General features: G+C 69.5%; 18 protein-coding genes. 2 read left to right on the top strand and 16 right to left on the bottom strand.

Annotation, left to right across the window (positions count from 1 at the left end; translation table 11 throughout):
• Positions 1-28 precede the first annotated feature (28 nt).
• The 11 genes from dapF to DFO65_RS02210 all read right to left on the bottom strand — a co-directional run bounded on the left by dapF (position 29) and on the right by DFO65_RS02210 (position 11,053).
• Positions 29-952: a diaminopimelate epimerase gene (gene dapF, locus DFO65_RS02260; protein WP_113902768.1), complete on the bottom strand. Its 924-nt coding sequence runs from the start codon at positions 950-952 to the stop codon at positions 29-31.
• 74 nt (positions 953-1,026) lie between these two features.
• Positions 1,027-1,959, bottom strand: a complete 933-nt coding sequence (gene miaA / locus DFO65_RS02255; protein WP_113902767.1) for a tRNA (adenosine(37)-N6)-dimethylallyltransferase MiaA — start codon at positions 1,957-1,959, stop codon at positions 1,027-1,029.
• A 1-nt stretch (position 1,960) separates the two neighbouring features.
• Positions 1,961-2,617 carry a class III extradiol ring-cleavage dioxygenase family protein gene (locus DFO65_RS02250; protein WP_113902766.1) on the bottom strand — a complete coding sequence of 219 codons (657 nt, stop codon included), beginning with the start codon at positions 2,615-2,617 and terminating at the stop codon, positions 1,961-1,963.
• A gap of 1 nt (position 2,618) precedes the next feature.
• Positions 2,619-4,106, bottom strand: coding sequence for a tRNA (N6-isopentenyl adenosine(37)-C2)-methylthiotransferase MiaB (miaB, locus tag DFO65_RS02245; protein ID WP_113902765.1), 1,488 nt, complete (start codon positions 4,104-4,106; stop codon positions 2,619-2,621).
• A gap of 26 nt (positions 4,107-4,132) precedes the next feature.
• A complete protein-coding gene (locus DFO65_RS02240) occupies positions 4,133-4,975 on the bottom strand; it encodes a regulatory protein RecX (protein WP_245940425.1) in 843 nt (280 codons plus the stop codon).
• Positions 4,956-6,035, bottom strand: a complete 1,080-nt coding sequence (recA, locus tag DFO65_RS02235; RefSeq protein WP_181778569.1) for a recombinase RecA — start codon at positions 6,033-6,035, stop codon at positions 4,956-4,958. The genes DFO65_RS02240 and recA overlap by 20 nt, the downstream gene beginning before the upstream one ends.
• 190 nt (positions 6,036-6,225) lie before the next feature.
• Entirely contained in the window at positions 6,226-6,453 is a 228-nt protein-coding gene (locus tag DFO65_RS02230; protein WP_113902763.1) for a DUF3046 domain-containing protein, read from the bottom strand.
• Positions 6,453-6,782 carry a helix-turn-helix domain-containing protein gene (locus tag DFO65_RS02225; RefSeq protein ID WP_113902762.1) on the bottom strand — a complete coding sequence of 110 codons (330 nt, stop codon included), beginning with the start codon at positions 6,780-6,782 and terminating at the stop codon, positions 6,453-6,455. Before DFO65_RS02225 ends, DFO65_RS02230 begins: the two co-directional genes overlap by 1 nt.
• Positions 6,783-6,960: 178 nt before the next feature.
• On the bottom strand, positions 6,961-7,503 hold the full coding sequence (locus DFO65_RS02220; RefSeq protein WP_113902876.1) for a CinA family protein: 543 nt from the start codon (positions 7,501-7,503) through the stop codon (positions 6,961-6,963).
• A gap of 16 nt (positions 7,504-7,519) precedes the next feature.
• A complete protein-coding gene (gene pgsA, locus DFO65_RS02215) occupies positions 7,520-8,167 on the bottom strand; it encodes a CDP-diacylglycerol--glycerol-3-phosphate 3-phosphatidyltransferase (protein WP_113902761.1) in 648 nt (215 codons plus the stop codon).
• Positions 8,168-8,317: 150 nt separating this feature from the next.
• A complete protein-coding gene (locus DFO65_RS02210; protein WP_113902760.1) occupies positions 8,318-11,053 on the bottom strand; it encodes a DNA translocase FtsK 4TM domain-containing protein in 2,736 nt (911 codons plus the stop codon).
• A 428-nt stretch (positions 11,054-11,481) separates the two neighbouring features.
• Here DFO65_RS02210 and DFO65_RS02205 point away from each other — a divergent pair, with 428 nt between their 5' ends.
• The gene (locus DFO65_RS02205) at positions 11,482-13,317 is read left to right on the top strand and encodes an L-lactate permease (RefSeq protein WP_113902875.1); all 1,836 of its coding nucleotides are present in this window, start codon (positions 11,482-11,484) and stop codon (positions 13,315-13,317) included.
• A 36-nt stretch (positions 13,318-13,353) separates the two neighbouring features.
• Here DFO65_RS02205 and DFO65_RS02200 read toward each other — a convergent pair whose 3' ends face one another.
• From DFO65_RS02200 to dapA, 3 genes are read right to left on the bottom strand one after another with little or no spacing between them, the layout of a single operon-like run.
• Complete coding sequence (locus tag DFO65_RS02200) at positions 13,354-14,139, bottom strand: class I SAM-dependent methyltransferase (protein ID WP_113902759.1); 786 nt, start codon at positions 14,137-14,139, stop codon at positions 13,354-13,356.
• Positions 14,140-14,155: 16 nt separating this feature from the next.
• Positions 14,156-15,802, bottom strand: coding sequence for a ribonuclease J (locus DFO65_RS02195; RefSeq protein ID WP_113902758.1), 1,647 nt, complete (start codon positions 15,800-15,802; stop codon positions 14,156-14,158).
• A 34-nt stretch (positions 15,803-15,836) separates the two neighbouring features.
• Positions 15,837-16,760, bottom strand: coding sequence for a 4-hydroxy-tetrahydrodipicolinate synthase (dapA, locus tag DFO65_RS02190; protein WP_113902757.1), 924 nt, complete (start codon positions 16,758-16,760; stop codon positions 15,837-15,839).
• A gap of 153 nt (positions 16,761-16,913) precedes the next feature.
• On the opposite strand from dapA, the gene DFO65_RS02185 reads away from it, so the two are divergent.
• Entirely contained in the window at positions 16,914-18,245 is a 1,332-nt protein-coding gene (locus tag DFO65_RS02185) for an ATP-binding protein (RefSeq protein ID WP_113902756.1), read from the top strand.
• A gap of 156 nt (positions 18,246-18,401) precedes the next feature.
• Here DFO65_RS02185 and DFO65_RS02180 read toward each other — a convergent pair whose 3' ends face one another.
• Positions 18,402-19,019, bottom strand: a complete 618-nt coding sequence (locus DFO65_RS02180) for a TetR/AcrR family transcriptional regulator (protein WP_113902755.1) — start codon at positions 19,017-19,019, stop codon at positions 18,402-18,404.
• Positions 19,016-20,983 carry an oxidoreductase gene (locus DFO65_RS02175; RefSeq protein WP_113902754.1) on the bottom strand — a complete coding sequence of 656 codons (1,968 nt, stop codon included), beginning with the start codon at positions 20,981-20,983 and terminating at the stop codon, positions 19,016-19,018. The genes DFO65_RS02180 and DFO65_RS02175 overlap by 4 nt, the downstream gene beginning before the upstream one ends.
• Positions 20,984-21,005 lie beyond the last annotated feature (22 nt).

The following is a 21,005-nucleotide window of genomic DNA, read 5'->3' as shown; positions in this document are numbered from 1 at the left end:
CGTGGTCGGCCTGCTGTGGTCGCTCCGGTCAGCCGATCGCGCCGGTGGCGACGATGACCGCGGGGCCGGCCAGGGTCACGGTGCCGCGGTTCTCCGCCTCGGCGACGGTGACGCCGATGCGCAGCTGCCCGCCGGGAACGTCGACGCGCCACTGCACGGGTGAGTCGGCGCCGGCCCAGTGGTGGGCGGCGATCGCGGCCGCGCAGGCGCCGGTCCCGCAGGATCGGGTCTCGCCGACGCCGCGTTCGAACACGCGCATCCTCAGTGCGCCCTCTCCCCCGGAGATGTCGCTGCGGGCGGGTTCCATGACGATGTACTCGACGTTCGAGCCGTTCGCCGGCACGGGTTCGAGGACCGGGGCGTCGCGCAGATCGGCCGCGTCGAGCTCCGAGAACTCCGCGAGTGCCACGACGGTGTGCGGGTTGCCGGTCTCGACGCTCAGCCCGGGCCGGGCGACATCGATGCCGGAGGTGGTGACGAGAACGGGCTCGTCGTCGAGCGACCAGGATCCCATGTCGATCCGGTACCAGGAGTCGGCGGTGCCGGCGGGGTTGTCGACGCGGCGCACGGTCTTGATCCCGTCGCGGGTCGCGATCCGGATCTCCGTGGCGTCGGCGGACACACGCCCGGTCTCGAGGAGGGTGTGGGCGAACACGCGCACCCCGTTGCCGCACATCTCGGAGACGCTGCCGTCGTGGTTGTAGTAGTCCATGAACCATTCGGCGCCGTCGCGGGCCTGCTCGTCCGCGCCGGGGATTCCGCTGACCTGCGACCGGACGATGCGGATGACGCCGTCACCGCCGAGGCCGGTCCGCCGGTCGGCGAGGACCGCGATCGTGTCCGGGCGCAGGCTCAGGCGGCCGTCGTCGTCGGCGAGGAGCACGAAGTCGTTCTCGGTGCCGTGGCCCTTGTAGAAGGGTGTGCCTGCGATGTCGGCGAAGGGGGAATCCATGGTGCCCATCCTATCGGTCGGCTCCGGGGCCTCGTGTCAGCGCCCGTCGGTCCCGACCGACCATGGCCGTCGCGTCAACGTCCGTCGGTTCGCCCTGCGTGCTCGTCGAGCAGGGCCAGGGCACGGTCGCGGTTGGCCGCCGCGTCCCCGGCGGTGGCGTCGATCCAGTGGATGCGCGGATCGCGGCGGAACCATGTGTCCTGGCGCCGGGCGAACTGCCGGGTGCGCACGATCGTCTCCTCCTGCGCCTCGGAGCGGTCCATCCTCCCGGCCAGGTGGGCCTGGATCTGGGCGTAGCCGATGGCCCGCGACGCGGTCTTCCCCTGCGCCAGTCCGCGCTCGAGGAGGTCGACGACCTCGGCGACCCAGCCCTGCTCCCACATCGTGTGAACGCGTTCGGCGATCCGCGGGTGCAGGACCTGGCGGTCGACGTGCAGGCCGATCTGGATCGTCGGCTCGACCTCCTGGTAGTCGGGCAGCTGGGCGCTGAACGGCTGCCCGGTCAGTTCGATGACCTCGAGCGCCCGGACGATCCGCCGGACGTCGTTGGGGGTGATCTTCGCCCCTGCCACGGGGTCGACGCTCATCAGGTGCCGGTGCCGCTCCCACCGGTCGGCGGCCACCTCGGCCTCGATGCGCGCCCGCACGGTGGCATCGGTGCCGGGGAAGCCCATGTGGTCGATCGCCGCGCGGACATAGAGTCCCGAGCCGCCGACGAGGATCGGACGATGGCCGCGGGAGCGCACCTCGGCGATCGTCGCCCGTGCCTGGGCCTGGAAGGCCTGGACGTTCGCCTCCTCGGTGACGTCGAGGATGTCGATGAGGTGGTGGTCGATCCCCCGTCGCTCTGCGAGTGGCAGCTTCGCCGTGCCGATGTCCATGCCCCGGTAGAACTGCATGGAATCGGTGTTGATGATCTCCCCGCCGAGGTGCTCGGCGAGATCGAGGGCGAGTTCGGACTTCCCGGTGGCGGTGGCCCCGACGACGACGATGATGGGCTCTGCCACGTCAGCAGCGTCCCGTTCCGCACAGTGACCGGACGTCGTGGACGTCCTCGTCGAAGACGATCTTCTCGAGGTCGAACACCCTGTCCGGACGCTCGCCGAGGTGGTTGAGGGCGGCGTGGAGCAGTGTCAGGTCCGCGTGGACGTCGGCGGCGCCAGCGATGAGGTCGAGCAGCGCTGGGACGTCGGCTGCTCCCAGGGCCTCGATGACGGCCGCGTCGAAGGCGGTCGCCCCCGGCACCGGCGCCAGCGGCGAGTCCTCCCCGGCTGCCGCCGAGAGGTCGAGGGGGATGATGAGGTCGCCGGAGTCCGCGAGTGCGCCCACGCTCACCCCCGCCGCGTGGGCGTGGAGCAGCGTGATGCCGATCCCCGGATGCGCCGATTCGGCGGCGGCGCGTTCGTCATCGCCGAGGTCGCCGACTGCCTCGATCCAGTCGTCGCCGACGAGCAGCTCACCGGATCGGGTGTCGATGCCGCGGTCGATCCCGTATCCCCCGAGACCGGCCAGCGGCGGCAGGTCCGCGACCGGCAGTGACCAGCGGGGGCTGGTGCGGAGCACGTCTTCGATGGAGGCCCGCAGACCGGCGAGACGCGGGGTCTCGAGCCGGTCGACGCCGTCGAGCAGCACGGGTGAGGCCGGGATCAGCGCGAACCGGGCCATCTCAACCGCGCGGGCGGATCGTCGGCATGCCGAGGTTCGTCGCTCCCGGCGTCTGTCCCGGGGCGGGGGTTCCGCAGCTGTCCGCCTGCGCACGGTCGTAGGCGTCGCCTGCCCGGGAGCGGCGCACGCCGTATCCCGAGTCGGCGAGGAGGAAGTAGGGCTTGGCGTCGGTGACGGTGGCGGTGACGAAGTCGCCGGGCCGCGGAGCGGGAGCACCGTCGGGGATCGCGACATGGACGAGCCGGTTGTCGGCGGCGCGTCCGCTCAGCCTCGGCGAGTCCCCGCCCGGCAGGGTCGTGGCGAGGACCTCGACCTCGCGGCCGATCTGCGCCCGGTTCTCCTCCCAGGCGATCTCGTCCTGGAGGGCGATGAGGCGCTCGAAGCGCTCCTGGACGATCTCCTTGGGGATCTGGTCGGGCATCGTCGCGGCCGGGGTGCCCGGGCGAATCGAGTACTGGAAGGTGAATGCCTGGGAGAAGCGGGCGCGGCGGACGATGTCCATGGTGCCCTGGAAGTCCTCCTCCGTCTCCCCGGGGAAGCCGACGATGATGTCGGTCGTGATCGCGGCGTGGGGAATGCGGTCGCGCACGCTGTCGAGGATGCGCATGTACCGGCTGGTCCGATACGAGCGGCGCATCGACTTGAGGATGGTGTCCGAGCCGGACTGCAGGGGCATGTGCAGCTGCGGCATGACGGTGGGGGTCTCGGCCATCGCGTCGATGACGTCGTCGGAGAATGCGGCCGGGTGGGGGCTGGTGAAGCGCACCCGTTCGATTCCCTCGACACTGCCGACGGCGCGCAGCAGCTTCGCGAACGCCCCCTTGTCGCGGAACTCCGCCCCGTAGGAGTTGACGTTCTGCCCAAGCAGGGTGACTTCGACGACACCGTCGGCGACGAGTGCTTCGACCTCGGCGAGGATGTCGCCGGGTCGGCGGTCCTTCTCCTTGCCGCGCAGACTGGGCACGATGCAGAACGTGCACGTGTTGTTGCATCCGACGGAGATCGACACCCAGCCGGAATGCTGGGACTCGCGCCTGCTCGGCAGGGTGGAGGGGAAGACCTCGAGGCTCTCGAGGATCTCGACCTGCGCCTCCTGGTTGTGGCGGGCGCGTTCGAGCAGGGCGGGCAGCGAACCCATGTTGTGGGTGCCGAAGACCACATCGACCCAGGGGGCCTTCCTGACGATCGTGTCACGGTCCTTCTGCGCCATGCACCCGCCGACGGCGATCTGCAGGTCGGGGTGGCTCTCCTTGACCTTGGCGAGTCGCCCGAGGTTGCCGTAGAGGCGGTTGTCGGCGTTCTCCCGCACGGCGCAGGTGTTGAAGACGACGACATCGGCCTGGGAGTCGGTGTCCGCGCGGATGTAGCCGGCGTCGTCGAGGAGCCCCGAGAGCCGCTCGGAGTCGTGCACGTTCATCTGGCAGCCGTAGGTCTTCACTTCGTAGCTGCGCGGAGAGCCGGTGCGGGGAGAGTCGATGAGTTCAGTCATGGCCCGACCATTCTAGCCGTTCGTGCTCACTCGTCCTCGGCGAGCACGTCGCGGGTGACCTTGAGGCAGACAGCGGAGGAGAAGCCGCGGCGGGCGAGCATGCCGAGGATCCGCCGCTGGCGCACCTCGTGGTCGAGCCCACGTGAGGAGGCGGCCTTCTTCTCGGCGACCTGTCGGGCGAGCTCCTCCTCCCCCTCGACGTCCTCGACGACGTCGGCGATGATCTCGGGTTCGATGCCCTTCTTCGTCAGCTCACGTCGGAGAGCGCCGCGGGAGAGCTTGCGACGCTCGCGATGGGCGCGCACGTAGCGTTGGGCGAACTCCGCGTCGTCGAGGAGATCGGATCGTCGGAGCTTGGCGATGAGCTCGTCGATGACAGCCGGCGGGATGTCTCGCTTCTCGAGCTTCTCGCGCAGCTCGGAGCTCGAATGGTCGCGCATCGCAAGCATGTTCATCGCGGTCTTCTTCGCCTTCGCGTAGGCGGCGTCGACGTCGATCGGCTCGTCCGCGACGAGAGCGCCGTCCTCGCCTGCGGCGACGTCGGAGTCTCCATCATCGTCGGTGCCGCGGGTGCGGTCGGATTCGGCGACGAGGGACGACCCGCCGCCCGAGGCGAGACCGCCTGCGGCGACGTCGCCGTCGTCGCCTGGTGCGAAGAACGATTCACCCTCGGCATGCCGGCGGTCGATCTCCCCGATCGCCGAGCGCAGCGCGGCCAGCTGCTCCTCCTGCCCGGCCGGCTGTTCCATCTGCGGCAGCGCGGGTTCGTCCGCCGCCGCGGACGAGCCCTCACCCGGCCTTCCCGAACCGCCGCGGGCGGGCGGCCCGGGAGGGGTGTGGGAGTCCGACTCAGGAGATCTCGACGTCATCGGATGCATCCGCTTCGGCGGTCTCCTCCTCGGCGACCTTGATCAGGCCCAGCTTGTGCTTGATCTTCAGCTCGATCTCCTCGGCCAGGCCGGGGTTGTCGCGGAGGAAGTTGCGGACGTTCTCCTTGCCCTGACCCAGCTGGTCCCCGTCGTAGGTGAACCAGGAGCCGGACTTGCGGATGATGCCGTTGTCGACACCCATGTCGATGAGGCTGCCCTCGCGGGAGATGCCGTGCCCGTAGAGGATGTCGAACTCGGCCTGCTTGAACGGCGGAGCGACCTTGTTCTTGACGATCTTGGCGCGGGTCCGGTTGCCGACCGCGTCCTGACCCTCCTTGAGGGTCTCGATGCGGCGGACGTCGATGCGCACCGAGGCGTAGAACTTCAGCGCCTTGCCGCCCGAGGTCGTCTCCGGGGATCCGAAGAACACCCCGACCTTCTCACGCAGCTGGTTGATGAAGATCGCCGTCGTCTTCGACTGGGCGAGGGCACCGGTGATCTTGCGCAGCGCCTGGGACATCAGCCGGGCCTGGAGGCCCACGTGGCTGTCGCCCATCTCGCCCTCGATCTCGGCCTTGGGCACGAGAGCGGCGACGGAGTCGATGACAATGACGTCGAGGGCGCCGGAGCGGATGAGCATGTCGGCGATCTCGAGCGCCTGCTCACCGGTGTCGGGCTGCGAGACGAGCAGCTGGTCGGTGTCGACGCCGAGCTTCTTCGCGTACTCGGGGTCGAGCGCGTGCTCGGCATCGATGAATCCGGCGATGCCGCCGGCCTTCTGCGCGTTCGCCACGGCGTGGAGGGCGACGGTCGTCTTGCCCGAGGACTCCGGACCGTAGATCTCCACCACGCGACCGCGCGGCAGACCGCCGATGCCCAGGGCGATGTCGAGGGCGATCGACCCGGTGGGGATCGCCTCGATGGGTTCGCGGACCCCGTCGCCGAGGCGCATGATCGCACCCTTGCCGTAGTTGCGATCGATCTGGCCGAGGGCGGCCTCGAGCGCCTTCGACCGGTCGTTGCCGGTCGGGATCTGGAGGTTCTTGGGTGTGCGTGCCATGACGTCTCCTCAACGTTCGTTCTTCATGTGAGACCAAGGCTAGGAGATGGCACTGACATGACAACAGAGGACGCTCGCCCCCTGTGGAAAACCGGCCACTCGTCATCACAGGTCCCGTGATTGCCACCAGCATAGCGCACATGGGAACACGTGTTCTATATATGGTGCGGCGTGTCGGCACCGGCGGATCTCAGAACGGTCGGGAGCGCGGCTTCTCGCGGCCGAGTCGACGGGATTCGGGCACGCCCATCGCCTCGCACACGGCGATCCAGATGTCGCGCGGATCGAACCCCGCTTCGAACGCCTGTTCGGCGGTGCGCGAGCCCAGGGTGCTCAGTGCCAGGTCGGAGTGCAGGGATGCGGCTCTCGCCTCGCCGAACTCCTCATTCATCAGGACCCAGTAGAGGGTGTGACGCATCAGGGTTTGGCGGCCAGTCGCGGAATGCCGTAGCCACCGGGCCGTCCCAGGATCTTGTCGGAGAGCTCCTGCGGGATGGTGTCCGGGATCTTCACGCCCTCGTCGAGGGCGAAGCGATCGGAGACTTCGCTGAGCAGGGACGACAGCGGCAGATCGAGGGCGTCGCAGATCGCCGACAGCAGCTCCGACGAGGCTTCCTTCTGTCCGCGTTCGATCTCGCTGAGGTACCCCAGCGAGACGCTGGCGCCCGTCGAGACATCGCGGAGCGTGCGACCCTGGCGGCGTCGGGCGGAGCGCAGTGCGTCGCCGATTTCGACTCTCAGTAACATGGTGCGCCCCTTCCTCAGTTCACGCTCGGCGGTCGTCTGATGCTGTCAACTTTACAGGCCGCCGCAGTCGGTGCGCCAACCTCGTCGGATGGGCTGATGGTATTGCCAGTCCATTCAGAGAAACCGGCGGTTCGTGGTCCTGTCGTCATCACTGATGACAACCACCGGCGGGTGGCGCTTATTCCGCGTCGGCGGGCCCGTGTGCCAGCCGCGTGACGAACGTCGCGAGGGAGGTGATCATCGCCTCGACGGTCTGCGTCCGGATCGCGTCGCGGTCGCCGCTGAAGCGGTGTTCGCTGACCTTCGCCTGGGATCCGAAGGCGATCGCGGTGAAGACGAGTCCGACGTCCTTGCCGTCCTGCGGATCCGGGCCCGCCACTCCCGTGCAGGAGATCCCGATGTCCGCCACGCACGTGCGCGCGGCTCCCGCGGCCATCTGGGCGGCGACGACGGGGTCGATCGGGCCGGTCTCCTCGAGGTGGTCGGCGTCGACTCCGGCGAGGCTCGCCTTGAGGTCGGTCGCGTAGGTGACCAGGCCGCCGCGGACGACGGCCGAGGCGCCGGGCACGTCGATGAGGGAGGCGACGAAACGACCGCCGGTCAGCGACTCCGCCGAGGCGAGCGACAGTCCCAGCCCCGTGCACGTGGCGAGGAGCTCGCGGGTGCGGGAGGCCAGGTCCGCGGCATCCGCGCCGGTCACCTCGGCGGGGGTGCCCGTCATCTGCGCGGCCCTCGTCTCAGGCCCGGGGCGCACCCGGTCCTCCGGCGGAGTCGTCGCGGCCGGCGCCCTTGGCGAGCTTCGCCGCCTGCAGGCAGTAGTCGATGCCGGTGACGATGGTGACGACGATGGCCGCGGTCATGATCACCCAGGCGAGGACGATGAGGACGAACGTCACGGAGGCGGGGACGAGGGTGGCCAGGGGCGCGAGCAGGAGGAAGAGGCTGATCGCGGCGGTCTGGAGGACGGTCTTGATCTTCCCGCCGCGGGAGGCCGGCATGACGGCGATCCGGATCATGAAGAACCGGAGGACGGTGATGCCGAGTTCGCGGACGAGGATGATGACGGGGACCCACCAGGGCAGCTCGTTGATGAGGGCGAGTCCGATGAGGGCGGCGGCCATGAGCGACTTGTCGGCGATCGGGTCGGCGATCTTCCCGAAGTCGGTGATGAGGTCGTACTTGCGGGCGAGGTCGCCGTCGATCTTGTCCGTGATCATCGCGAGGACGAACACGGCCAGTGCCCACCACCTCAGGGTGGCGTCATCGCCCCCGTCGGCGAGGAGGAGGACAAGGAAGACGGGAACGAGGAGGATCCGCAGCACCGTCAGTGCGTTGGCGATGTTCCAGGGACTCGGTGCGGGGCGGGACTCGGGGCGATCTATCACGCCTCAACCCTATCGGAGTGCGTCGTGTGATGCCCCGTCGTCCGTGCCGACGACGGAAGGAGCCGACCGTCTCGTGAGACGATCGGCTCCTCATCCGCTGCGCGCAGGGTGCGTGCACGCCAGTGCACGAGTCAGGGCCCGTTGCCGGGGTCAGTGGCCAGTGAGCTCCCAGGCGTCCTCGCCGCTGGCCTCGACGACCTCGAGTCCCGTGTCCGGGTCGATGTCGCCGACGCTGAGGTCCTCGGCGTGGGTGACGCGCGAGCCGTAGCCGGAGCCGCCGTACCCGCTCGCGGAACCGCCGGCGGCAGCGGAGCCGCCCTCGTCGTCGTCGAACTCCTCGTCATAGTCGCCGGCGGCCGATGCGGTGCCCTGGCCCGCCTCGGCGTCGTCTCCCCCACCCGGGGGCGGGGTCTCGCCCTTGATGACGGCGAGGGTGGCCGGCAGGTCCTCGGGACGCACGAGCACGTCACGGGCCTTCGATCCCTCGGAGGGACCGACGATGCCGCGGGATTCCATCAGGTCCATGAGGCGGCCGGCCTTCGCGAAGCCGACGCGCAGCTTGCGCTGGAGCATCGACGTCGACCCGAACTGAGTCGTGACGACGAGCTCCGCGGCCTGGAGGAGCAGGTCGAGGTCGTCGCCGATCTCCTCGTCGATCTGCTTCTTCGGCGCCTCGACGGCGACGTCGTCGCGGTAGTTCGGCTGCAGCTGGCCCTTGACGTGCTCGACGACCTTCTCGATCTCGGATTCGTTGACCCAGGCGCCCTGGACGCGCATCGGCTTGGCCGCGCCCATCGGCAGGAACAGGGCGTCACCCTGGCCGATGAGCTTCTCCGCGCCGGGCTGGTCGAGCACGACGCGGGAGTCGGCGAGCGACGAGGTCGCGAACGCCAGTCGGGACGGCACATTGGCCTTGATGAGGCCGGTGACGACGTCGACGCTGGGGCGCTGGGTGGCGAGCACGAGGTGGATGCCGGCGGCACGGGCCAGCTGCGTGATGCGCTGGATCGAGGCCTCGACGTCGCGGGGGGCGACCATCATGAGGTCGGCGAGCTCGTCGACGACGACGAGGAGGTACGGGTAGGGCTGGAGGTTGCGCTCGGAGCCGGGCGGCACCTGGACCCGGCCCTCGCGGACGGCCTTGTTGAACTCCTTGATGTGCTTGAACCCGAAGTTCGCGAGGTCGTCGTAGCGGGCGTCCATCTCGCGCACGACCCATTCGAGCGCCTCGGCGGCCTTCTTGGGGTTCGTGATGATCGGGGTGATGAGGTGCGGGATGCCCTCGTAGATCGTCAGCTCCACGCGCTTGGGGTCGACGAGGATCATGCGGACCTCGTCGGGGGTCGCGCGCATCATGATCGAGGTGATCATCGAGTTGACGAAGCTCGACTTGCCGGCGCCGGTGGCACCGGCGACGAGCAGGTGGGGCATCTTCGAGAGGTCGGCGACGACGAATCCGCCCTCGACGTCCTTGCCCACGCCCATGACCATCGGGTGGTCGGTCTTGCGGGCGGCCTTCGAGCGGAGCACGTCGCCGAGGGAGACGTTCTCGCGGTCGGAGTTCGGGATCTCGATGCCGATCGCCTTCTTGCCGGGGATCGGCGAGAGGATCCGGACGTCGGCGCTGGCCACCGCGTAGGAGATGTTCTTGCTCAGAGCCGTGACCTTCTCGACCTTCGTGCCGGCGCCGAGCTCGACCTCGTACCGGGTCACCGTCGGGCCGCGGGAGAAGCCGGTGACCTGGGCGTCGATCTTGAACTGGTCGAGGACGTCGCGCAGGGCCTCGACGACCCGGTCGTTGGCCTCGGAGCGCTCCTTGGCCGGGGGTCCCGGCTGCAGGTAGTCGGAGTTGGGCAGGGTGTAGGTGACGTCGCCGGCGAGGGTGAGCTGCTCGACGCGTTCGGGCAGCTGCTCGGTGGGCGGCGGCGCAGGGGTGTTCGTCGCGGGCACCGGCGCCGAGGCGTCGGCCGGCTTGGCCCTGTGCGCGACGGTCGGCGCGTCCTCGGACATCCCGATGATCTTCTTCAGCGCCGCGGTCTCCCGCTCGGCTTTCGTGGGGCGCCGCTCCCCCGGCTTGAACTGCGGGGACTCGATGACCGTGGTGTCGGCCTCTTCGTCGCTGACCTCGTTCTCGTGGATGTAGGCCTTGTCGTAGGCCTTGTCCGCGATGTCGTCGTCCTCGCCGCGCGGCTCGTCGAGCTCCGGCAGCTCGGTCTTCTTCTTCCGGGAGCGCCGTTTGGCGCCCATGACCGGTTTGAGGCTCGAGGTGTGGGTGTTGTCGGCGACGAGGTCCGTCGTCGTCTGGTCCTCGTCGGTCTGCGGGCTGCGCTCCTCCCGGGCTCCTCCGGTCAGGCGGAGGTAGAGGGCGGTGAGGCGTTCGGGGATCGCCCGGACCGGGGTCGCGGTGATGACGAGGAGGGAGAAGAGCCCGAGCAGCACGAGCAGCGGCACCGCGACGTAGACGGTCGTGGCGACGACGAGCGGGGAGGACACGACGAAGCCCAGGGCCCCGCCGCCGTTGGCCATCGCCTCGCGCGAGTTGACGAAGCCGGGGTTGCCGGCCGCGATGTGGGCGAGCCCGGAGGCCGCGAGCAGGAGGAGGATGATGCCGATGAGGATCCGGTTGTTGCCGCGGTTGTCGTCGCCGCGGAGGAAGAGGCGGATCGCGTAGCCGATGAAGACGACCGGCAGGGCCAGGGCCACCCGGCCGAAGGTGCCCTCGATGACGGCCCGCACGCCGTCGCTCATCGCTCCGGGGATGTTCCACCACTCGAACGCCGCGATGACGATCGAGAGCCCGATGAGGAGGAAGGCGGTGCCGTCCCGCTTCGTCGGACTGTCGGTGGGTTCGTCGCTGAGGATCTTCCGCGCGCGGTTCCCGGCCATGTGGGCCACTCCCCTCCATGCTCCGGTGACAACGTTTGTCCCGGGGTTCTCAGCCCCCGCTTGACCGGTCTGGCCAGCAGTCTTGCGCGCTTGACGTTTGCCGGTGCCAGAAGCGGGGGAAGTCGTTCTGGTCGCCATGGTCCCAATCCTATGTGGAGACCCGGTCCGAGCCCAGCAAATCCGCAGGTTTCGGCGCGCCATGGGCAGGTGGATCCGCCGGGGTTCGCGGGTCCGTGTCGGGGCTGATTACCGGCGACGCCCTGCCGGCGAATCCTGAGACTGCTCTTGACGGATCCTGCCGGACCAGTGAACGATGACGACAAGGACCACGTTCGCAGTGACGCCTCGGCGCCCCACCCGATCCCCCTCGATCAGCGCCGCGGGAACTGCTCGAGACCGCGGCAGTGCTGCCGCAGATCGGACGCACGATGGACAACCTCGCACTCGCCGCTCTCCTCGCCCTCACCCCCATCCTCCTCGCGGGAGTCCTCCTCATCGGATTCCGCTGGCCGGCCAAGTACGCGATGCCGGTCGGGCTCATCGCCGCGGCCCTCGTCGCCAACCTCGCCTGGCAGATCGAATGGATCACCATCGGCGCCTCGATCGTCCAGGGCCTGCTCGTGGCGATCGGTCTGCTGTGGATCGTCTTCGGTGCCCTGCTCCTGCTCGCCACGGTCACCCGCAGCGGCGCGATCCAGACGATCCGCGCCGGCTTCGTCTCGATCTCCCCCGACCGCCGGGTCCAGGTCATCATCATCGCCTGGCTGTTCGGCTCCTTCATCGAGGGTGCGGCCGGCTTCGGCACGCCCGCCGCCGTCGTCGCCCCGCTCATGCTCGCCCTCGGATTCCCCGCGATCGCCGCGGTGCTCGCCGGCCTCATCATCCAGTCGACGCCGGTGAGCTTCGGCGCCGTCGGCACCCCGATGGTCGTCGGCATCGGCACGGGTCTTGCGCAGGAGGACGGCAGCATGTCGAGCGACGTCGCCGCCCGAGCCGCCGAGCTCGGCCTGGGCCAGAGCGAGTTCGTCGCCCACACCGCGACACAGGTCGCGCTCATCCACGCGATCTGCGGCATCCTCATCCCGCTGCTGCTCTCGTGCATGATGACCGGGTTCTTCGGTCAGCGCCGGCGCTTCACCGACGGCCTCGCCATCGCCCCGTTCGCGATCTACTCGGCGCTCGCGATGATCGTGCCCTACCTCCTCGTCGCGAACCTCCTCGGTCCCGAGTTCCCGTCCCTCCTCGGCGGGCTCATCGGCCTGGCCATCGTCGTCACGACGAGCCGGATGGGCTTCCTCATGCCGAAGCAGACCTGGGACTTCGCGCCTCGTGAGAACTGGCCGACGTACTGGATGGGCACCGTCGACCCCGCCGACGAAGCCGCCGCGCTGCAGAAGCGCATGTCGCTCTTCCGCGCCTGGTCACCCTACCTCATCGTCGTCATCCTGCTCCTCGTCACCCGCAACACCCCGCCGCTCAAGGAGTTCCTCAACGGCCCCGCGGTCATCAAGGTCGAGGGGATCTTCGGGACCCCGATCAGCCAGAACATGGACCTGCTGTGGTCCCCGGGCGCGATCTTCGTCCTCGCGTGCGGGCTCACCTACCTCATCCACCGGATGACCGGGGGTCAGATCGCGTCCTCGTGGACGCTCGCCGGCGGGCAGATCGCCGGTGCCGCGGTCGCGCTGCTGTGCTCGCTGCCGCTCGTGCGCGTGTTCATCAACTCGGGTGCCGACTACAACAACGCCGGCCTCGATTCGATGCCGGTCACCCTCGCCGAGGCGGCCGCGAGTTCCGTGGGCGACGCCTGGCCCCTGTTCGCCCCGTTCATCGGCGCCCTCGGGGCGTTCGTCGCCGGGTCGAACACGGTCTCGAACATCATGTTCTCCCAGTTCCAGTTCTCGACCGGGGTGGCCATCGGCGCGCCCGGTCCCGAGACCGTCGTCGCCGCCCAGGCCGTCGGCGGGGCGGCCGGGAACATGGTGGCCGTGCACAACGTCGTGGCCGCCTCGGCGACGGTGGGCCTCGTCGGTCGCGAGGGCGAGATCATCCGGCGCACCTCCGTGCCGATGCTCGTCTACTCCCTCAGCGCCGGAGCGCTCGCATTCATCGGCATCAACGGACTCGGCGTCAATGCCGGCACCGTCGTCCTCACCACGGTCCTCGTCGGGCTCCTCGTCGCCGTCATCCTCATCCGCCGCTCGCCCGGTAAGGAGCTGGCGCCTGTGCCGCGGAAGCGCGCGGCCGAGGACGATCTCGTGTGAAGCTCTGGTCTGCTGCGGCGGGCCCGGTCCGACGCGTCAACGACGGGGCACGGCGCGGAAGGCGTAGGTGACGTAGGGCAGGTCGAGGGTGTCGCTCGCGCCGCGCACCCGTTCGCCGAGGCGCCTGACCTCCTCGAGCATCGCCGTGCGGTCAGCGGCCGGCAGGGAGATCGTGTGGCTGCGGGAGGCGACCATGTCGACGAGCTGGTCGACCGTGATCGTCCGCGACCATTCCTCGCGATGGACCTCCGGCGGCTCGAAGTCCCCGGTCAGCGGATTGCCGACGGAGTCCGGTGATCCCGGCCCGCTCGCCAGCAGCCTCGAGACGTACTCCTCGGCGGTGCTCGCGGTGATGATGCCGGTGAGCTCGGCGACCCAGTCGACGGATTCGTCGCGGATGTTCCAGATCAGTCCCAGCGATCCGGAGGGCCGCAGTACCCGAGCGGCCTCCGCGCAGGCGCGCTGCGGGTCAACCCAGTGCCAGGACTGGCCGTAGGCGACGAGGTCGACGCTCGCGTCCTCGAGCGGCAACGATTCGCCGGTCCCCTGCCGGGTGTCGACCTCGGGCAGGAGGGAGGACAGCGCGGCGAGCATCCGCTCGTCGGGGTCGATGGCGGTGATCCGCGGAGTCCCGGCCGCACCATCGCTCCCCGCGACACCGCCGAGGAGGGCCTGCGTGAGCTTCCCGGTGCCGGCCCCGATGTCGGCGATCGCCTCGGCGTCCCCGCGCAGCCACGAGGCCGACCGGGCGGGGTAGCCCGGTCGGCCTCGTTGGTACTCGGACGCGGCGGTCCCGAAGTCGGTGCCGCTGATCCTGGTCATGCTTCGGTCTCCCGACTCAGACCATGACGACCATGGGGACGATCATCGGCTTGCGGCGCAGCTTCGACGACACCCACCGGCCCACGGTGCGGCGCACGACCTGCTGCAGCTGGTACTGATCCGTGGTGCCGTCGCGCAGGGCGTCCTCGACGGCGGTGGTCACCTTGGGCACGATCGCGTCGAAGACGTGATCGGACTCGGCGACGCCGCGGGCGTGGATCTCGGGCCCGGCGATGAGCGACTTCGACTGGCTGTTGACGGCCATGAAGATCGTCACGAACCCCTCACCGGAGAGCACGAGGCGGTCCTTGAGATCGGCTTCGGTGATCTCCCCGACCGAGGAGCCGTCGACGAAGACGTAGTTGCAGTCGACGGCGCCGACCACCTCGGCGTGGCCGTCCTTGAGATCGACGACCCAGCCGTCGTCGGCGAGGACGATGTTCTCGGGGTCGACGCCCGTCGACTCGGCGTGCCGAGCGTTGGCGAGCAGGTGCCGCCATTCGCCGTGGACGGGCATGACGCCGCGCGGCTTGACGATGTTGTAGCAGTAGAGGAGCTCCCCGCCGGAGGCGTGACCGGAGACGTGGACCTTCGCATCGGCCTTCGAGATCACCTTGGCGCCGAGCTTCATCAGGCCGTTGATGACCTTGAACACGGAGTTCTCGTTGCCGGGGATGAGGGAGGAGGCGAGGATGACGGTGTCGCCGTCGCCCACCTCGACGCGGTGGGAGCGGTTGGCCATCCGGGACAGCGCGGCCATCGGCTCACCCTGCGATCCGGTGCACATGAGCACGACCTGGTCGTCGGGGTACTGGTCGACGTCCTTGATGTCGATGAGGGCGCCGCGGGGCACCTCGAGGAATCCGAGGTCGGCGGCGATCTTCATGTTGCGCACCATCGACCGGCCGACGAGGGCGACCTTGCGCCCATGGGCGTCGGCGGCGTTGAGGACCTGCTGGACGCGGTGGACGTGCGAGGAGAAGGAGGCGACGATGACGCGGCGCTCGGCGTGGCCGAACAGGTTCTCCAGCACCGGGCCGATGTCCTTCTCCAGGGCGGTGAACCCGGGGACCTCGGCGTTGGTGGAATCGGTCATGAACAGATCCACCCCCTCCTCGCCGAGGCGCGCGAAGGCGCGCAGGTCCGTGATCCGCCCGTCGAGGGGCAGCTGGTCCATCTTGAAGTCGCCGGTGTGGAGGATGTTGCCGGCACCGGTGCGGATGAAGACGGCCAGGGCGTCGGGAATCGAGTGGTTGACGGCGACGAACTCGAGATCGAAGGGACCGAGCTGATCGAGGTCGTCTTCCTTGACCACGCGGGTGATCGGCCGGATCCGGTGCTCCTTGAGCTTCGCCTCGATGAGGGCGATCGTCAGCTTGGAGCCGAGGATGGGGATGTCGCCCTTGCGGCGCAGCAGGTAGGGAACGGCGCCGATGTGGTCCTCGTGGCCGTGGGTGAGGACGAGGCCGACGATGTCGTCGAGGCGGTCGTCGAGGTAGGAGAAGTCGGGGAGGATGAGGTCGACGCCCGGCTGGTCCTCCTCGGGGAAGAGGACGCCGCAGTCGACGATGAGGATCTTGCCGTGATACTCGAACACGGTCATGTTGCGGCCGACTTCGCCGAGGCCGCCGAGGGCGACGATGCGGACCGCTTCGGGGTCCATCGTCGGGGGCAGGGAAAGCTCTTGGGTCAATGAGTTATTCACTGAGGTAACCACTCCTGGTCAATTGGGCGGACACGAACGCCATCTGCTCCTCGTCTGCCGGGAGCAGCGGCATGCGGGTGCCGCGATTTTCAAGTACACCTTGGGCCTGCAGAGCGGCCTTCGCCGAGATCACTCCCGGCATATGGTTCATGAGCGCGTCGACGACTCCGGCGACTTCCATGCTGAGTGCGCGCGCGGTGGTGAGATCGTTGTCGAAGACCGCCTTGACCATGAGTGCGAGTCTGTCGGAGCAGACATGGCCGGCGACCGAGACGACGCCGAGGGCGCCGATCGACAGCAGGGGAAGGTTGAGCGCATCCTCGCCCGAGTAGTAGGCGAGGGAGGATTCGCTCATCACCCGCGAGGTGGCGAAGAGGTCGCCCTTCGCGTCCTTGACGGCGAGGATGTTCGGGTGCTCGGCGAGCTCGATGAGCGTCTCCGTGGCGATCGGCACACCCGATCGGCCCGGGATGTCGTAGAGCATGACGGGCAGGTCGACGGAGTCGGCGGCCGCACGCATGTGCGCGGCGATCGCCGGCTGGGTCGGCTTCGAGTAGTACGGGGTGACGACGAGGATCCCGTCGGCGCCCGCCTCGGCGGACCGGCGGCTGAGCTCGACGGTGTGGGAGGTGACGTTGTTGCCGGTGCCGGCGATGATCTTCGCGCGGTCCCCGACGACGCCGCGGACGACGCGGAGGAGCTCGATCTTCTCGTCATCGGTGGTGGTGGGCGACTCCCCGGTGGTGCCGGAGACGACGAGCATGTCGTTGCCGAGATCGACGAGGTGGGTGGCGACCTTCTCGACGGCCTGGTAGTCGATGCTGTCGTCGTCCTTGAACGGCGTCACCATCGCCGTGCCGACGGTACCGAATGCATCAATGGCAGCAGTCGCTGCACTGTCCCCGAGAATCGCCATATCCCAAGGATACCGCCGACGCGTTCTCGTCGTGACAGAGGGAGGGCTCGGCGGCGAGCCGTCATCCGCCGACCCGGAATGGCGGGTTGAGATGCAGGTCACATAGGGTGGTCGGCAGCACCGTTCCCGCGACCGCCGCAAGGAGCCCATGAGATGAGCCGCACCCGTGTCCGTGACTTCCACGACGACGACCTCGACGGGGTCATCCGCCTGTGGGAGGCCGCGATGGCCACCCCGACCGCCCCCGTCTACTCCCTGCCGGAGGTCATCGCCTCCTGCCAGGTCGACCATGCGGTCGTCGCGGTCAGGGACGACGAGGTGGTCGGCGCCGCCGTCGGCCGTGCCGCGCACGCCCAGGGTTGGATCGTCTTCTTCCACGTCCTCGACGCCGCGCACGGATCGAACGGGCGGGGGTCGACCGGCGCAGGTGAGCGCGATGAGCACGCCGAGGCGGCTCTCCTCGATGCGCTCGAGCGGCGGCTCATGCCGCTGGGCCTGGGGAAACTGTCGATGATCGTCCCCGAGCACTCCTCGGCGTTCTCGGGGCTGGAGAACAACGGCTTCGAGGTCCGTTCCCACCTGCGGTACCTCGAGCGGCAGATGCCGGTGCAGCGCCGTGAGCTCGACCTCCTCAAGGCGGTCGGCGGGCGCATCCTCCCCCGCCACCTGTGGGATGCGGTGAGCGGGATGCAGGAGGAGAAGGACATGCTCGAGGAGCGCCTCGTCGTGCCCCTGTCCGAACCCGACCTCGCCGATCACTTCGGCGTCGTGCCGCCCCGCGCCGTCATGCTGTTCGGTCCGCCCGGCACCGGCAAGACGACGTTCGCGAAGGCGGTCGCCTCCCGCCTCGACTGGCCGTTCGTCGAGCTGTTCCCGTCCCGGCTCTCCGGCGAGCCGGGCGGGGTCGCGGCCGGGCTGCGGACCTCGTTCGAGCAGATCGGCGAGCTCGAGCACGCCGTGGTCTTCATCGACGAGGTCGAGGAGATCGCCTCGAAGCGCGGCGGCGAGCCGCCGTCGCCGACCCAGGGGGTGACGAACGAGCTGCTCAAGCAGGTCGCGGAGTTCCGGGACCGGGAGGGGCGGCTGCTCATCTGCGCGACGAACTTCGTCCGCGCCCTCGACGCGGCGTTCCTCCGCCACGGCCGCTTCGACTACGTCATCCCGATCGGCCTGCCCGACGAGACCGCGCGCAAGGCGATCTGGACGCGCTACGTCCCCGATCAGATGATCGACGGGATCGACCTCGACCAGCTGGCGGAGGCGAGCGCCGGTCTCACACCCGCCGACATCGAGTACGCCGCCCGTCGCGCCTCCCAGGAGGCCCTGGCCCGGGCCCTGGTCAAGGACCACGTCTCGATCGATTCCCGTTCCGAGGCGCTGACGACGGAGAACTACATGGAGGCGCTGCGGGCGACCCGCGCGACGGTCTCGGAGGAGACGGTGCGCGAGTTCCGCGAGGACGTCCAGACCATCGCCCGTCTCTGAAGCGTCCGATCGCCGCGGCGAGACCTGCCGGTCGGTCACGACTTCGCGTGACCAGCACGACCTGGTGGAACTGACGCACAGGTTCGTGCAATCGGCTGCCCGTGCAAACGTTGCTCGTTGCACGAACCATTGCCGAAGGGGGCGCGACGGCGTGATCTAGTGCGCCCGCACGCCGAGGAGGGCGGCGGCGGTCGCCTCGAGGGAGGCGGCGACGCGGCCGGGGTCGAGGTCGACCCGCCCCGAGGCGAGCGCGAGGTCGAAGCCGTCGATCTGGGCGATGAGCGTGTCGACGATGGTCTCGACGTTCAGCCTCGGGGTGAGGCTGCCGTCGTCGATGCCGGCGACGATGAGCCCGGTGAGGTGATCGCGCCAGTGGGCGAACACCTCGGCGACGGTCGTGCGCAGGTAGGCGCTGCGGCGGGCGGCGACGACGAGCTCGACCCAGATGACGGATCGCCGCTCATGGGATCCGACGGCAGGCACCGCGCGGAAGGTCTCGCGCAGCCGCTCCCACGCGCTCCCCTGCGCGTGGGCGAGCGCCGCGATGGCCTCGACGACGCTGCGGCTGTGCGCCGAGAGGGCCGCGACGAGCAGGTCCTCACGCGTGGCGAAGTAGTACTGGACGGACCCGACGGACACCTCGGCGCCGGCGGCGACATCCTTGATCCGCACGGACTCGAGACCGCTCTCGGCGATCCGATCGATGGCCGAGGCGAGGATCGCGGCCCTGCGTGCCGCGATCTCCTCGGGCGGCAGCTGGGGTCGGGGACTCATGCCGTGGTCGCGAGGGCGGTCGCGGCGGTCAGCCCTTCGTACACGGCCTCCTCGACGGTTCGCGGGGTGAGCGCATCGCCGATGCGCCGCACGCTCGCCGAACCGAAGTCGAGGTCGGGCACGCTCGAGCGGGGGGCGGCCGAGACGATCGTCGCGACGACCCCGGGCACCTCGTGGACGATCTCGCACAGCGTCGACTGCAGGTAGCCGGTGTCGGAGTCGACGCCGACGAGCCGGGCGTCGTTGACGAACTCGACCCCGACCCGCAGCGCCTGCGAGACGAGCAGGGTGCGGGTGTACTGCTGCATCCCGGCTCCGGCGAAGTTCGCGGCGGTCGCGAGCGTCACCGGCACCTTCCTCTCGGCCAGGCGCAGGGCGATCCCCAGGCCGACCCAGTCGCCCTTCCAGTCGGTGACGAGCACCCGGCCCTTCGGCAGCGCGGGCTCCGTGCTCAGGTAGTGGCGGGCGCCGATGACGAGCGCGTCGTCGGCGATCTCGAGCTGCGGCATCCTCTCCTCCGCGCCGGTCGCGACGATGACATGGTCCGGGGCGAGCCGGTCGAGGACCTCCTGGGTCACGGGCGTCGAGGTGCGGATGTCGACGCCGGCGCGCTCGGCCTCGGCGGACAGGTTCGTCGCCGCTCCCCCGAACTCGGACCGGTAGGGCAGCTTCTCGGCCAGGAGCACGGTCCCGCCGAGGCGGGGGGTCGCCTCGCAGAGCACGACGTCGTCGCCCTGCTCGGCGGCGACGGCGGCGGCCTTGAGCCCGCCGGGTCCTCCCCCGATGACGAGGACCCGGCGCCGGGTGCGCACGCGCGGTCGGGGCAGGAAGGTGAGCTCGCGGCCGGACTCCGGGAACTGGATGCACGAGATCCCCACCCCCATCTGGAAGTGCCCGATGCACGCCTGGTTGCAGCCGATGCACGCCCGGATCTCGTCGACGGCGTCGCGTCCGGCCTTGGCCGGCATGTCGGGGTCGCAGATCATCGCCCGGGTCATGACCGCCATATCGGTGCGGCCCTCGGCGATCGCGAGCTCCGCCTCGTGCGGCTGGTTGATCCGGCCGGCGACCATGACGGGTGTGTCGGTGACCTTCTTCACCTGCGCGGAGAGGTTCGCGGCGTAGGCGGGTTCGATCTGCATCGAGGGCACGATGTGGACCGCGCCCTGCAGGGTCGAGGAGTCGCCGGCGGTGATCGAGAAGTAGTCGAGGCTCTCGAGCTCGTCGAGGTGGCTGATGAGGTCGAGCACCTCGGCGGCGACGAGCCCCTCCTCCGTCTTCTCCTCGCCCGAGAGCCGGATCCCGACGACGACGTCGGGGCCGACGGCGGCGCGGACACCGGTGACCACCTCGGTGAGGAAGCGGCGCCGGTTCTCCGGACTGCCGCCGTACTCATCGGTGCGGGTGTTGACCCGGGGGTTGAAGAACTGGATGGGCAGGTAGCCGTGGCTGGCGACGATCTCGACGCCGTCGATGCCGGTCGCGGCGATGCGGGCCGCGGCGCTCGCGTAGCCGGCGATGATCTCCCTGACGACCTCGGTGCTCAGCGCCTCGGGGACGACCTTGAAGCGCTCCTGCGGCTCGTCGCTCGGCGCGACCGCCCGCGGGGCCATGCCGCGCTCGCCGTCCATCACCTCACGACCGGGATGGAAGAGCTGGGCGAAGACCGTGGCCCCGTGCCGGTGGACCGCTTCGGCGACGGCCCGGTACCCGGGCATGGACGAGTCGTCGGTGGCCATGAGGACGTGGCTGGTGTAGCGGGCGGTCTCGTGGACCCCGGAGACCTGGAGGACGATGAGCCCGCAGCCGCCCCTGGCCCGGGCCTCGTGATAGGCGACGAGGTCGTCGCCGATGGTTCCGTGGTCGTCGAGGACGGTGTCGTGACCGGAGGACACGATGCGGTTGCGGATGGTGGTCGAGCCGAGAGTGATCGGTTCGAACAGGTGCGGGAACAGTTGAGACACGATCGTCCTTGATCCGTGGAGG

This window comes from Brevibacterium sanguinis (assembly GCF_003315415.1).
GTDB lineage: Bacteria > Actinomycetota > Actinomycetes > Actinomycetales > Brevibacteriaceae > Brevibacterium > Brevibacterium celere_A.
Note: the sequence above shows the minus strand (reverse complement) of the source record. Positions and strands in the feature narration are given on the sequence as shown.